Here is a 13315-nt window from a genome sequence, read left to right as displayed (position 1 = left end):
GAGCCGTACGGCTGTGGGGCATCGCCGCCGAGAGCCCCCGGCCGTCCGCCGGAATGTAGCGCCGGGGCACGGCGGGCACCATCGGTCCCCCGCGTCGGGCACGGGTCGGACCTGGGCACGGCCTGACGCACTCGGCCTTCAACGCCCCTCCCGGCAGTTCATCGACCCTGCCACGGGCCGGCCGGTCGCCGCGCGGACCGGCCTGCTCAGCACGGTGCACCTGACCGCCTGCGCCGTCGTCCACCTAGGCGGTTTCTTAAGGATCACTGCACGAGACCCGAGCTGTTGGTGGTGTGATGGCTTCATGCGACCTGAGCACTGTGTGACCAGGAACCACATCGAGGTGTGGCAAGAACGCGTGCTGCCGTCGGGGCCGGATCGGATCAGGTTCGGGACGGTGCTGCGCGGCTCACTCCTGCCGATCCTGGTCTGGGGCGGAGTCGCGTGCTTCGTGTATTTCGTCTACAACCCGCTCGTCGCGACGGTCCTCGGCGGTCTCTTCGCGTTGTCGTTCATCGTGGGGTTCGCGCTGCGTCGCGGGGCGAAGCACACGGTTCGCTGCAGCGTCTACGGTGCGCTGGGCGGAGTGCTCGACAAGTCCATGGCTGGGTTCTGAGGCGTTGCGGCACAGGCGGCCCGTCGTTGTACTGAGCGTGCTGACCGATGCCCAGTGGGCCAGGATCGAGCCCCTGTTGCCGGACCGGACTCCCCGCCGAGGGGGAAGATGGCGTGATCACCGGCAGATGATCGACGCAATCGCCTGGAAGTACCGGACTGGATCTCCATGGATGGATCTGCCTACGGAGTTCGGCTCATGGAAAGGCGCCTACAGCCGTCTGCGGAACTGGGCGATCGACGGGACGTGGGAGCGAGTGTTCACCACCCTGCTGGCCCAGGCAGACGCCGATGAGGGCCTGAGCTGGGTGGTATCCGTCGACTCCACGGTCGTGCGGGCACATCAGCATGCGGCTGGAGCCCGCAAAAAGGGGCTCCAGCCGACGAGCCAGCTGACCACGCCATCGGCCGGTCCCGAGGCGGGCTGACCACGAAGATCCACCTCGCCGCCGACGGCAACTGCCGGCCGCTGGCTTTCGTACTTACGGCCGGACAGGCCGGCGACGCGCCCGCCTTCACTGAAGTGGTGGCACGACTGCGCGTCCCCCGCCGTGTCGGGCGTCCCCGGACTCGGCCCGACATGGTTCTGTCCGACAAGGCGTACTCCTCCCGGGCCATCCGCGAACACCTGCGACGGCGAGGCATTCGGACGGTCATCCCGGTCCCAGCCGATCAGCAGGGCCACCGGCTCCGTCGGGGCAGCCACGGCGGCCGGCCGCCCGCCTTCGACCGCGAGGCATACAAGCAGCGCAACACCGTCGAGCGATGCATCAACCGCCTCAAACAGTGGCGAGGGATTGCCACCCGCTACGAGAAGACCGCCACCGTCAACCTGGCCGGACTCCACGTCGCAGCCATCCTCATCTGGTCAGCACGATGATCCGAGAGAAACTGCCTAGCCGTCGCCGTCCTGGCAGCACGGTCCTGAGCACCCGGCCGTCGGCCGCCCGGACCGTAACCCGCGTCAGCGGTGCCATGATGATCGCCATCGGCGGCTTCCTGCTGCTGGAACGACGCGGAACCGAAGGAGTTCACGCACATGGAAGACCGGATACAGCGGGAACCGGCGACCCCCGCGGTGCGCGAACGCGTCCAGGACAGCTTCGGCCGGCAGGGCCTGATGTCCCACCACGGCGCGCGCCTCGCCCACATCGGCCCCGGCCGCGTACACATCGTGCTGCCGGCCCGCCCCGAGGTGACGCAGCAGCACGGCTACGTCCACGCGGGCGCCACCAGCGCCATCGCGGACAGCGCCGGCGGGTACGCCGCGCTCACCCTGTTCGACGAGGAGTCCGAGGTCCTCACCGTCGAGTACAAGATCAACCTCCTCGCTCCCGCGGCCGGTGACCACCTCGAGGCGATCGGCAGCGTCCTCAGGTCCGGCCGCACCCTGACCGTCTGTCAAATGGAGGTCTACGGCGTCCTGGCCGACGGCCCCCGGAAGCTCGTCGCGAACGGCCAGCAGACCCTGATCCGCGTGGACAGCATCGCCGGATGAGCCCCTGGCCCGTTGACGATCCGGGTCGGGCGATGAGCCAGGGCGAGCGGCATCCGGTCATGGCCCGGGGAGGATCAGCTCGCCCGTGTGGTCGTACGGCGACCGGTGGCCGCGCCGACGATCACGGCGAGGGCGACCAGCACGATGCCGAACAGGACGACGCTCGTGACGCCCACGTGGTCCGCGAACAGGCCGCCGATGAGAGCGCCCAGGGCGATACAAGTGTTGTAGGCCATGGTGTTGAGCGACATGGTCGCCTCGAAGGCCTCGGGAGCCGCCGAGAGCGTCAGGTTGATCTGGCTGAGCTGGACGACTCCGAAGGCGAGGCCCCACAGGATCATCGCGACGATCCCACCGATACGGCCGGTCCCGACGGTCAGCAGCAGGACGAGGGCGGCGATCATGATCAGGCCGCCCACGACGAAGCTGCCCCGCATGCTCCGTTCGACCGTCCGGCCGCCGATGAAGTTCCCGACCGCGCCACCGATCCCGAACACGACGAGAACCACGGTGATGAAGCCGGCGGTGGCGGAGGCACCTTGTTCCAGGTACGGCCGGACGAACGTGTACGCGCCGAAATGGCCGAGGACGAAGAACACGACCATGATCAGGACCACGCGCAGCCGTACGTTCCTGAACGGCAGGCCGAACACCTCGCGCACCGGGACGGCGTTGGCCGACGGCAGCGACGGGACCGTGACGGCGACCGCGAGGAGCACCAGCGCGCTGAGACCGGACCAGATCAGGAAGGTGGTGCGCCAGTCGCCCGCGCTCTCCAGCAGGGTGCCGAGCGGGATGCCGACGACGGTGGCGACCGAGATGCCGGACATCACGACGGCTGCGGCCCGGTTGGCATGCCTTTCCGGGACGATGCGCATGGCCATGCTGACGCCGATGGCCCAGAAGACACCGCTGGCGAAGCCCATGACCAGGCGGGTGCCCAGGATCAGCGGGTAGTTCGGGGCGATCGAGGTGATCAGGTTGCCGATCACCAGGACGACGAGCAGGGCGGTCAGCAGCCGACGCCGGTCGACGCGCCGGCTCCATGCCACGATGAACGGCACTCCGAGACCGGCCGCGACACCCTGCGCCGTGACCATCAGGCCGACCGCTCCTACGGAGACCCCGAGGCTCTCGCCGATCGGGGTGAGCAGACCGATCGGCATCAGTTCCGTCGTGAGGAAGACGAACAGGCTGGCGGTGATGGCGGCGACACCCGGCCAGCCCCGGACCGGTGGTACCGGCTCTCCCGAGGTGGCCGGCGGGTTCGTCTCTTCGTGAACGGTCATGTCGTCTCTCCGGATGTGGTCGGGTGTGGTTCGCGGAGGTCCCGCCGCGCCGGTGCCGGCCCGGGGGCCACGGAGTCGGCCGGGGCGGGGCCTCGGTCCGGGGGCGGGCGCTGTCCGAGCACGACCGCACCGAGGATCACCGCCATGCCGACGATCTGGAGGAGGGATAACGTCTCGCCCTTGACCAGGTAGCCCAGCAGGGTCGCCACGACCGGACTGCCCAGCGCGAGGAAGGAGACGGCGACGGCGGGCAGGCGCTCGATGCCCCGGAACCAGACGAAGTAGCTCAGGACCGCGCCCAGGGTGATGAGGTGGGTGAACCCGATGACGTTCGATCCGGTGAGCCCGTCCGGCAGTCCTTCCAGCGACAGCCAGAACGGCAGCAGGACCAGCCCGCCCGCCGTGAGTTGCCATCCGGTGAACGTGAGCAGGCCGACGCCTTCCGGCCGGTCCCACCGCTTGGTCAACGTGATGCCCAGGGCCATGCACAGCGCACCGCCGACAGCCGCGAGGACACCGAGGGCGTCGAGCGGCACCGGGCCCCTGAAGACGAGCAGCACCACTCCCCCGGCGCCCATGGCGCAGGCCAGGGCGTGGCGGGCCCTGACCCAGTCGCCGAGGAAGAGGGCGGCGAGGACCACGACGAACATGGGCTGGGCCGACATGATCACGGCGGCGATGCCGCCCGGCAGTCGATAGGCGGCGAGGAAGAGCAGGAAGTTGAAGGCGCCGATGTTCAGAACGCCCAGGACCGGCGCACGCCACCACCAGACACCGGCGGGAAGTCTCCGGCCGAGGGCCAGCAGCACCAGCCCACCGGGCAGGGCCCGCACGGTGGTCGCCAGGAGTGGCCGGTCCGGCGGCAACAGCTCGGTGGCGACCAGGTAGGTGCTTCCCCAGACCGCCGGAGCGAGACCGGTCAGGGCGGCCGTGCGTATGTTCTGTCTGCTCGTCATCTCGCCTCGGAGTTACGGGGGATCACGGCGGCTCCGCTTTCGGGCGCGCCGGAGAAGCCCCGGTCGCGTGGCCGACGGAAGAGATCGGGCCCGAGGGGGCTGCTGCCGTGTGCGGTCGTCATCAGTCTCGGGCCGGGACCATCCATGAGTCCAACACATGCTTGTCACCTGATGAATCTCGATTCACGATGGATCCATGGAGCTCCAGCAGATGCGGTACGTGATCGCCGTGGCCGAGACGAACAACTTCACGAGGGCCGCCCAGCGCTGTCTGGTCGTCCAGTCCGCGCTCAGCCACCAGATCGCGCGCCTGGAGAAGGAGTTGGGCGCCAGACTCTTCGAACGCACCAGTCGCCGGGTCCGGTTGACCCCGGCGGGCGCGGCGTTCCTGCCCGCTGCGCGCCAGTGCCTGGACGCGGCGGAGCGGGCCGCGGCCGAAGTGGCGGCGGCCGTCGGGGAGGTGCGCGGGCGCCTCACGGTGGGTCTGATCCCCACCGTCGCCGCCGTGGACCTCCCCTCCGTCCTCAAGGACTTCCACCGGCGCCACCCCAAGGCCCGGGTCAGCCTCAGCGTGGGGGCGAGCGAGGATCTCGTCGAGCAGGTCAGGAGGGGCGAGATCGAGGTGGCCTTTCTCGGCATCCCGGTCACGGCCCGGCCCCGGGGTGTCCAGGCCCGGGAGCTGGCCAGGGAGCGACTGATCGCCGTGGTCTCCCAGGACCACCCGCTCGCAGGCGAGTCCTCGGTCGACCTTCGCCGGCTGTCCTCGGAGGTGTTCGTGGACCTCCCGGCGAAGACCGCCGGCCGAGCGCAGTCCGATCTCGCCTTCGCCGCCGCCGGCCTCACCCGCGAGGTCGCCTTCGAGGTGACGAACGCCGACTACCTGGCCCGTTTGGTCGCCGCCGGCCTGGGTGTGGCCCTGCTCCCGCCCGCGTACGTCGCCGGCCTCGCCGGAGTGACCACGATCGAGGTCACGGACGCGCCGGCCCGCGTCGAGTACGTGATCTGGGGCAGGGAGAGCCGAACCTCGGCGGCGGCGGCCTTCCTTGAGCTCCTGGGCATCGAGGCGGAGTGACCGCGGGGCACTCCGGCGGCCCGGGCCGCCGCGGCCGCTGGTCTCACGTTCCCGGGCGGCCGCTGGTCTCACCTTCAAGGACGGCCGCTGTGAGCCGCCTCACTGACCGGGTGCTCCGGGCGGGACGTACGCGATCATGGCCGGATGGAAGCTCGTTTCCTCGGCATCGCCGAGCTCGCCGAAACTCCGTCCGTGGCGGTCGTGGTCGACGTCATGCGGGCGTTCACGGTGGCTGCCTGGGCGTTCGGCCGAGGTGCGGAGAAGATCGTCCTGGCCGAGTCGCCGGCCGACGTCCTGACGCTCAAGGCACGCCATCCCGATTGGGTGGCCCTCAAGGACGGTCCGCCCGCACCCGGCTTCGACACCGTCAACTCCCCCGGTCTGCTGCGCTCCCTCGACCTCGGTGGACGGACCGTCGTCCAGAAGACCACGGCGGGGACGGTCGGCGCCCTGGCGGTCAAGGAGGCGTCGCTGGTGCTGTGCGCCGGCTTCGTGGTGGCGGGCGCGACGGCTCGGCTCCTGCGTCAACACGGCTGTGACGCCGTCACGTTCGTGGTCACCGGCGAGGAGGGGCGCGCCGAGGAGGATCTGGCGTGCGCCCAGTACATCGCGCGAAGGACCAACGGGGGCGGGCCGGACGCGACCCCGTTCCTGCGCCGTGCCGCCGGGTCGCGCGCCGCCGCCGAACTGACGGGGGGCGTACGGCAGGGAGCCCATCCGGATGACGTCGCGCTCTGCCTCGAACTCGACCGGTTCCCCTTCGCCATGGTCGCGTCGCTGGAGGACTCGTTGATGGTCCTCCGCCCGTGCGCCGTGCCCGCACCGGGCGACGAGGCTTCGCCATGATCAGGATCAGCCGCGTGAGCAACCCCGCGTGACAGCCCTCAGGCCGCTGCCCCCGGCGCGATCTCGGCGATCAGTCCCTCGACGAGGGCCCTGATCTCGTCGCGGATCGGGCGGACGGCGGCCACACCACGACCGGCCGGGTCCTCCAGCTTCCAGTCGAGGTAGCGCTTGCCGGGGAAGACCGGGCAGGTGTCGCCGCAGCCCATCGTGACGCAGACGTCGGACTCGCGGACCGCGTCGACGGTGAGTACCTTCGGCGTCTCGGCGGAGATGTCGATCCCCACCTCGGCCATCGCCTCGACGGCGGCGGGGTTGACGGCGTCTCCGGGGTTCGAGCCCGCGGAGCGGACCTCGACGCGGCCCCCGGCCAGGTGGGTCAGCCAGGCGGCGGCCATCTGGGAACGGCCGGCGTTGTGGACGCAGACGAACAGGACGGACGGCTTGCCGGAGGACTCTGCCATGGTGATCGCTCTCTCCCGTCGCACGGCGGAACCGGGCCGCCGATGACTCCGATGACTTCAGCACCCGCTGGTATCAGCGAGCAATGATGTGAGAGTATCAGCGCATGCTGACTTCAGTCGATCCTGATGTGATCCGGGCGCTGGGCGATCCGCTCCGCCTGCAGATCGTGACCCTGCTCGCCCGCGAGACGCTCTGCACGACACACCTGGTGGAGGAGACCGGAGCCAAGCAGACCAACCTGTCCAACCATCTGAAGGTGCTGCGCGAGGCCGGGCTGGTGGAGACCGAGCCGTGCGGCCGCTTCACCTACTACCGGCTCAGGCCCGAGGTCCTGGCCGGACTGTCGGAGCAGTTCGCCTCGCTGGCCGAGTCCGCCCGTACCGCCGATGAGAACAAGAGGGCCTGCCCGTGACCTCCACCGAGCCCGCCACTACCGCGGCCCGGGGCGCCGGCCCGGACGGGGACGACTCGATCGTCAGGAAGCTCTCCACTCTCGACCGCTACCTCGCGGTGTGGATCCTGCTCGCCATGGCCGTCGGGCTGGGTCTGGGCCGCGTCGTCCCCGGGATGAACGACGCCCTCGCGAAGATCGAGATCGGCGGGATCTCCCTGCCGATCGCGCTCGGCCTGCTGGTGATGATGTACCCGGTGCTGGCCAAGGTCCGCTACGACCGGCTCGACCGTGTCACCGGCGACCGCAGACTGTTGGTCTCCTCCCTGGTCGTCAACTGGATCGTCGGCCCCGCGGTCATGTTCGCCCTGGCGTGGATCTTCCTGCCGGACCTGCCCGAATACCGCACCGGCCTGATCATCGTGGGCCTCGCCCGCTGTATCGCCATGGTCATCATCTGGAACGACCTCGCCTGCGGCGACCGGGAGGCCGCAGCCGTCCTCGTCGCTTTGAACTCGGTGTTCCAGGTGTTCGCGTTCGGCCTGCTGGGCTGGTTCTACCTCGACCTGCTGCCCCGCTGGATGAACCTCGGCGACGGCCAGGGTCTGGACGTCTCCGTGTGGCACATCGCGCTGAACGTCGTCATCTTCCTCGGCGTCCCGCTGCTGGCCGGGTTCCTCACCCGCCGCCTCGGAGAGAAGAGGATGGGGCGCGAGCACTACGAGCAGCGGTTCCTGCCGAAGATCGGGCCCTGGGCGCTGTATGGACTGCTGTTCACGATCGTCGTCCTCTTCGCCCTCCAGGGAAAGACGATCACCTCGCAGCCGCTCGACGTCGCGCGGATCGCCCTGCCGCTGCTGGTCTACTTCGCGATCATGTTCTTCGGGACCTTCCTCCTCGGGAAGAGCCTCGGTCTGGCGTACGACCGCACCACCACGCTCGCGTTCACCGCGGCGGGCAACAACTTCGAACTCGCCATCGCGGTGGCCATCGCCACCTTCGGCGTCACCTCCGGACAGGCCCTGTCCGGTGTCGTCGGCCCGCTCATCGAAGTGCCGGTGCTGATCGGGCTGGTGTACGTCGCGCTCGCCTGGCGGCGCACATTCGCCTCAGATGCGGTGACGACGGCACCGTGACGCGGCGCGGGCGCCCCGCGACGTCGTACGCGGGACGGCGCGGCCGAACCGACCCTCACATGATGGCGGGGCTGCGGCGCTCGACGAGAACGACGTCGCGCCAGACGCCGCGGTGGCGCCCGATCCGCTCGCGGATGCCGATGACCCGGAAACCCGCCCGCTCGTGAACGGCGAGACTGGCGGTGTTCTCCGGAAAGATCCCGGCCTGAATGGTCCAGATCCCGGCCTGCTCGGTGGAGTCGACCAGGGCCTTCAGCAGGACGGAAGCGATCCCGCGGCCTCGCGCGGCGGGGTCGACGTAGACGGAGTGCTCGACGACGCCCGCGTACGCGCACCGGTCCGAAACCCGGCCGGCCGCCACCCAGCCCAGGACCTCACCGAGCCCGCCGAGGGCGACGAAGCGGTGGCCGGGCAGCTTCGCGGCGTCGAAGCTGCGCCAGTCGGGCGGGCCGGTCTCGAAGGTGGCGTTGCCCTCGTCGATGCCCGACCGATAGATCGCCAGCACCTGCTCGGCGTGGTCCGCGGCCAGCGGCGCGATCACGACTCCCGGCGCCCCGCTCACCGCGCGCTCCATCCCGTCACCCTCACGGTCAGGCGGCCGACTGCATGAGCAGCCTGCCCATCCCGGCCAGCACCGACGGTTCGACCCGGTAGTAGACCCAGGTGCCGCGCCGCTCGGACGTCAGCAGCCCGGCCTCCTTCAACTTCTTCAAGTGGTGGGACACGGTGGGCTGAGAGACCCCGACATCGGAGATGTCGCACACGCACGCCTCGCCGCCCTCGTGCGAGGCCACGGCGGAGAACAGCCGCAGCCGCACCGGGTCGCCGAGCGCCTTGAACATCCGTGCGGCCGTCTGCGCCTCGTCGGCGGTCATCGGGCGCTCGGTCAGGGGCGGACAGCACGGCACAACGCCCCGGCCGCCGGCGGGCTCGATCAGCGGCAGCACCTTCGCATTCGACATACGTCTATGTTGACACACGTCAAACCAGGGCGGCAGGGGTTCACCCGCGCGCGAGAGCGGCCGAGGGCGAGCCAGGAGGGCCGACGAGCCGAGTGGTCCAGCCCTGACACCCCCACCGAGAACCTGAGGCACCGCACGGGCGACCCCACAATTTCGACACCCGTCTATGTTGACGCTCATCGATACAAGTGCCATCCTGGGCCGCACAAGGCATCGACAGATGTCGAAACACGCGAGGAGTCGCCGCCGTGAACGCGTCCGCCACCAACGAACTGCCCGTCGTCGTGATCGGAGCCGGACCCACCGGTCTGGCCGCCGCGGTCCACCTGATCGGCCGGGGCATCGAACCCCTGGTCCTGGAAGCAGGTGCCACCGCCGGCGCCGCGGTGCGCGACTGGGCGCATGTGCGCCTCTTCTCCACCTGGGGCGAGGTCGTCGACCCGGCCGCCGAGAAGCTGCTGGCCCTCACCGGCTGGACCCGGCCCGCCCCGGACACGTATCCCTCCGGCGGGGACTGGGCCGAGCAGTATCTGCGGCCGCTCGCCGACGCCCTGGGCGACCGGATCCGCCTCGGCGCCCGGGTCACCGGCGTCTCCCGCGCCGGCCGCGACCGGATCGTGGACGCCGACCGCGACCAGCAGCCGTTCGTCGTGCACATCGCCCACGCCGACGGGCGCGAGGAGCGGCTCTTCGCCCGCGCCGTCATCGACGCCTCCGGCACCTGGTCCACACCGTCCCCCGCGGGCGCCGACGGCCTGCCGGCCCTCGGCGAGAAGGCCGCCGCCGACCGCATCACCTACCGTGTCCCCGACCTCAAGGACCCGGCCGTCCGCGCCCGTTACGCGGGGCGCCGCACCGCCGTCATCGGCTCCGGGGCCTCCGCCTTCACCGCCCTCACCTCCCTCGCCGACCTCGCGAAGTCCGACGACGGCACGGGCACCACGGGCGTGTGGGTCCTGCGCCGGGGCCTCTCCGGCTCCACCTTCGGCGGGGGCGGGGCCGACCAGCTGCCCGCCCGCGGGGCACTCGGACTGGCGGCGAAGGCCGCTGTCGACGAGGGGTACGTGGACGCGGTCACCGGCTTCCGGACCGAAGCGATCGAACGCGACGCCCACGGCCGCTTCGTGCTGGCGGGCGAGGACGGACGCCGCCTGGACGCGGTCGACGAGGTGATCGTGCTGACCGGCCTCCGCCCCGACCTCGGCTTCCTGGACGAGCTGCGCCTCGGTCTGGACGATCGGCTGCAGGCGCCCATCGGACTGGCCCCACTGATCGACCCCAACCAGCACTCCTGCGGCACCGTCTACCCGCATGGGCACCGCGAGCTGTCCCACCCGGAACCCGGGATCTACCTGGCGGGCATGAAGTCCTACGGCCGCGCCCCGACCTTCCTCGCCATGACCGGCTACGAGCAGGTCCGCTCCGTGGCCGCCGCCCTCGCCGGCGACCTGGAAGCGGCCGACCGCGTCGAACTCACCCTCCCCGAAACGGGTGTTTGCGGCGGGGCAGGCCTCTTCGACGACCCGGCCACCACCCAGGCCGACACCGGAGGCTGCTGCGCGACACCCGAACCCACCGTGGTTCCGCTCGGTGTCGGAGCGCCCGCCGGCGGCGAGGCGGCGGGCGGCTGCTGCTCCTCCTGACCGACCTGACGGCGGCACCGGGGAGGCGTGCGGGTACGGTCAGTGGTAGGCGTGGACCACGGCGTGCCCCTTGCCGCGGCCGATCATCCACTTGTTGACCGGCGTCGTGATCACAAAGGCCACGGCGAAGCCGCCCAGCAGGGCCGTCCAGAACAGCGCGTCCGAAAGATGGGCGTCCATGGCCCCGGGCGTCAGGGCGATGATGCCGTTGTCGACGAGCTCCATCACCGCGATCGAGACGGTGTCGGCGGCCAGCGCCACCTTCAGCGCGGTCCTGAAGTCCAGCCCTGCCCTGCGGACCGCGAACAGGGTGAACGAGTAGCCGAACACGAACGCCAGCGCGATCGCCAGGGCCATCGTCTGGACGTTGCCCCACATCAGGGCGGTGCCGATGACCATGCCGAGGATCTCACCGATCGCACAGCCGGTGAGGCAGTGCAGCGTCGCCTTCGCAGCCGTCCCCCACGTCGCCCCGCCTTTCCGATGTCCGGCATGACCCGCCTGTGTCCGCCGGCCGTCGTGGTCGTGGTCGGAGTGATGCGTGCCGTCGTCCATGGTCGTCGCCTCCCGTGCCGTCCGGTGCGATCCCCCTGCCCCGCCCACAACACGTTATACCCCCCAGAGGTATAACGGGTCAGCGGAGCGAACGGCCGCTCGCCGCCTTTCGGATACCGAAGACGGAGGCGCCGAGGACGACAACCGCGGCACCGGAGATCACGGCGTCCGGGGGCAGCGCGAAGGCGAGGACCGCGCAGCCGGTCAGGCCGACGGCGGGGATGAGGCGGTTCGGCCGCCCCTCCTCGGGGGCGAGCGTCCAGGCGGATGCGTTGGCGATGGCGTAATAGGCCAGCACACCGAAGGAGGAGAACCCGATCGCTCCGCGTACGTCGGTGGTCGCGGCGAGCACGGCGACGACAGCGCCGACGGCGAGTTCGGCGCGGTGCGGGACACCGAAGCGGGGGTGGACGGCGGCCAGGGCGTGCGGCAGGTGCCGGTCACGGGCCATGGCCAGGGTGGTGCGCGAGACGCCGAGGATCAGTGCGAGCAGGGAGCCGAGGGCCGCGACGGCGCCCCCCACACGGACGACGGGCACGAGCCAGCCGGCCCCCGCGGCATGTACGGCGTCCGCCAACGGGGCGGTCGCGTCCGCCAGTCCACCCGGGCCGAGTACCGTCAGTGCGGCGCCGGCGACGAGGCCGTAGACGGCGAGCGTGATGCCGAGCGCGATCGGGATGGCGCGCGGAATGGTACGGGCGGGGTCCCGCACCTCCTCGCCGAGGGTGGCGATGCGGGCGTACCCGGCGAAGGCGAAGAACAGCAGCCCAGCGGACTGGATCACCCCACCGACTCCGGCGTCCGAGCCGATACGCGCCCGCGAGGCGTCCGCGCCGGACGAGGTCAGGGCGGCGAGGACCACGGCGGCGAGCACCATCAGGACCACCGCGACGACGACCCGGGTGAGCCGCGCGGACTTCTGCACCCCGGCGTAGTTCACCCCGGTCAGCGCCGCCACGGCGAGCACCGCCACCGCGCGCTCCTGACCGGGCCACAGGTAGGCGCCGACCGTGAGGGCCATCGCCGCGCAGGAAGCGGTCTTGCCCACGACGAACGCCCAGCCGGCCAAGTAGCCCCAGAAGTCGCCCAGTCGTTCGCGGCCGTAGACGTAGGCGCCGCCGGACCGGGGGTAGCGGGCGGCCAGTCGCGCCGAGGACGTCGCGTTGCAGTAGGCCACCACCGCGGCGACGGCCAGGGCGAGCAGCAACCCCGAACCCGCGGCCTCCGCGGCCGGACCCAGCGCCACGAAGATCCCGGCACCGATCATCGATCCCAGGCCGATCACCACCGCATCGAACACACCCAGTCGACGCCGCAATCCGCCCGCGCCCCCTGCGACATCCACCGAGCTCACGCGCGCTCCCTCTCACCTCACCCCATGAACGAACTCAGCGGGCACCGTACCCGAATCACGTGTCACGCCGGTGTCGCGGCGGGAGCGGTCACAGCGGCGGGCATCGCGGGGGCACCGGGGCGGACGGCGGCCTCCCGCCGGGGCTCGGCCTCCTGCGCCCCGAGGGCTGAGGCCCCTGAGGCACAGGCGCCCTCCGAGCGGGCACCGGACGCGCAGACGATCTTCTCCGCACCGCCGGACTCTCCCGCACCACCCGGCACCACAACACCGCCCTCCACGCCGTCACCCCTGCCGGCACCAACCTCCTCAACACCGCGGCCTGGGAGCGCCCCTGTCATCCGTGCGGACGGAGTATCCGAACCTGCCGTCGGTGTGGGCCGCACACGTCCACGCGGGCGCCTGACCACGCGCACTCCGGCGTACCGGAGGTCGGCAGTCGGAGGGCGGCAGTCACGGACAGGAGCGCACGGTGTGGCGCCCAGGGGGCCGGCCTCCACCGTGTCCACCCCCTGGCATTTCCGGCGTCCTTCCCGCAG

Annotated in this window: 15 protein-coding genes; 8 read left to right on the top strand and 7 right to left on the bottom strand. The window is 71.0% G+C overall.

The window, feature by feature from the left end:
* Positions 1-322 precede the first annotated feature (322 nt).
* The 3 genes from ACIQRW_RS02470 (at position 323) to ACIQRW_RS02460 (ending at position 2113) form a co-directional block, all read left to right on the top strand.
* Positions 323-616, top strand: coding sequence for a hypothetical protein (locus ACIQRW_RS02470; RefSeq protein ID WP_403753246.1), 294 nt, complete (start codon positions 323-325; stop codon positions 614-616).
* Between the two features lie 31 nt (positions 617-647).
* Positions 648-1495 (top strand): IS5 family transposase gene (locus tag ACIQRW_RS02465; protein WP_403753481.1). Its coding sequence is split into 2 segments (ribosomal slippage): positions 648-993 and positions 993-1495, totalling 849 coding nucleotides; the frame shifts between segments, so codons are not numbered across the junction.
* Between the two features lie 159 nt (positions 1496-1654).
* The gene (locus ACIQRW_RS02460; RefSeq protein ID WP_403753243.1) at positions 1655-2113 is read left to right on the top strand and encodes a PaaI family thioesterase; all 459 of its coding nucleotides are present in this window, start codon (positions 1655-1657) and stop codon (positions 2111-2113) included.
* A gap of 74 nt (positions 2114-2187) precedes the next feature.
* On the opposite strand, the gene ACIQRW_RS02455 is transcribed toward ACIQRW_RS02460, so the two are convergent.
* Together ACIQRW_RS02455 and ACIQRW_RS02450 are read right to left on the bottom strand one after the other, a co-directional pair.
* Positions 2188-3402, bottom strand: a complete 1215-nt coding sequence (locus tag ACIQRW_RS02455; protein WP_403753240.1) for an MFS transporter — start codon at positions 3400-3402, stop codon at positions 2188-2190.
* Positions 3399-4358, bottom strand: a complete 960-nt coding sequence (locus ACIQRW_RS02450; RefSeq protein ID WP_403753237.1) for an EamA family transporter — start codon at positions 4356-4358, stop codon at positions 3399-3401. The genes ACIQRW_RS02455 and ACIQRW_RS02450 overlap by 4 nt, the downstream gene beginning before the upstream one ends.
* A gap of 196 nt (positions 4359-4554) precedes the next feature.
* Between ACIQRW_RS02450 and ACIQRW_RS02445 the strand changes: the two genes are divergently transcribed.
* Complete coding sequence (locus ACIQRW_RS02445; protein WP_403753234.1) at positions 4555-5430, top strand: LysR family transcriptional regulator; 876 nt, start codon at positions 4555-4557, stop codon at positions 5428-5430.
* 144 nt (positions 5431-5574) lie between these two features.
* Complete coding sequence (locus ACIQRW_RS02440; RefSeq protein ID WP_403753231.1) at positions 5575-6276, top strand: 2-phosphosulfolactate phosphatase; 702 nt, start codon at positions 5575-5577, stop codon at positions 6274-6276.
* Positions 6277-6314: 38 nt separating this feature from the next.
* Here ACIQRW_RS02440 and ACIQRW_RS02435 read toward each other — a convergent pair whose 3' ends face one another.
* Complete coding sequence (locus ACIQRW_RS02435) at positions 6315-6737, bottom strand: arsenate reductase ArsC (protein WP_403753229.1); 423 nt, start codon at positions 6735-6737, stop codon at positions 6315-6317.
* A gap of 104 nt (positions 6738-6841) precedes the next feature.
* On the opposite strand from ACIQRW_RS02435, the gene ACIQRW_RS02430 reads away from it, so the two are divergent.
* Together ACIQRW_RS02430 and arsB are read left to right on the top strand one after the other, a co-directional pair.
* Positions 6842-7150 carry an ArsR/SmtB family transcription factor gene (locus tag ACIQRW_RS02430; RefSeq protein ID WP_403753227.1) on the top strand — a complete coding sequence of 103 codons (309 nt, stop codon included), beginning with the start codon at positions 6842-6844 and terminating at the stop codon, positions 7148-7150.
* Positions 7147-8265 (top strand): ACR3 family arsenite efflux transporter, encoded by a 1119-nt coding sequence (arsB, locus tag ACIQRW_RS02425; protein ID WP_403753224.1) that lies wholly within the window; start codon positions 7147-7149, stop codon positions 8263-8265. Before ACIQRW_RS02430 ends, arsB begins: the two co-directional genes overlap by 4 nt.
* Positions 8266-8320: 55 nt before the next feature.
* On the opposite strand, the gene ACIQRW_RS02420 is transcribed toward arsB, so the two are convergent.
* On the bottom strand, positions 8321-8839 hold the full coding sequence (locus ACIQRW_RS02420; RefSeq protein WP_403753221.1) for a GNAT family N-acetyltransferase: 519 nt from the start codon (positions 8837-8839) through the stop codon (positions 8321-8323).
* Positions 8840-8855: 16 nt separating this feature from the next.
* Positions 8856-9227, bottom strand: a complete 372-nt coding sequence (locus ACIQRW_RS02415) for an ArsR/SmtB family transcription factor (RefSeq protein ID WP_403753218.1) — start codon at positions 9225-9227, stop codon at positions 8856-8858.
* A 248-nt stretch (positions 9228-9475) separates the two neighbouring features.
* Here ACIQRW_RS02415 and ACIQRW_RS02410 point away from each other — a divergent pair, with 248 nt between their 5' ends.
* Positions 9476-10870: an NAD(P)-binding domain-containing protein gene (locus tag ACIQRW_RS02410; protein ID WP_403753216.1), complete on the top strand. Its 1395-nt coding sequence runs from the start codon at positions 9476-9478 to the stop codon at positions 10868-10870.
* A 39-nt stretch (positions 10871-10909) separates the two neighbouring features.
* Here the strand turns inward: ACIQRW_RS02410 and ACIQRW_RS02405 are convergent, their stop codons facing one another.
* Entirely contained in the window at positions 10910-11425 is a 516-nt protein-coding gene (locus ACIQRW_RS02405) for a DUF4396 domain-containing protein (protein WP_403753213.1), read from the bottom strand.
* 79 nt (positions 11426-11504) lie between these two features.
* Entirely contained in the window at positions 11505-12779 is a 1275-nt protein-coding gene (locus ACIQRW_RS02400) for an APC family permease (protein WP_403753211.1), read from the bottom strand.
* Positions 12780-13315 lie beyond the last annotated feature (536 nt).

It is taken from the genome of Streptomyces sp. NPDC091287 (assembly GCF_044768525.1).
GTDB lineage: Bacteria > Actinomycetota > Actinomycetes > Streptomycetales > Streptomycetaceae > Streptomyces.
Note: the sequence above shows the minus strand (reverse complement) of the source record. Positions and strands in the feature narration are given on the sequence as shown.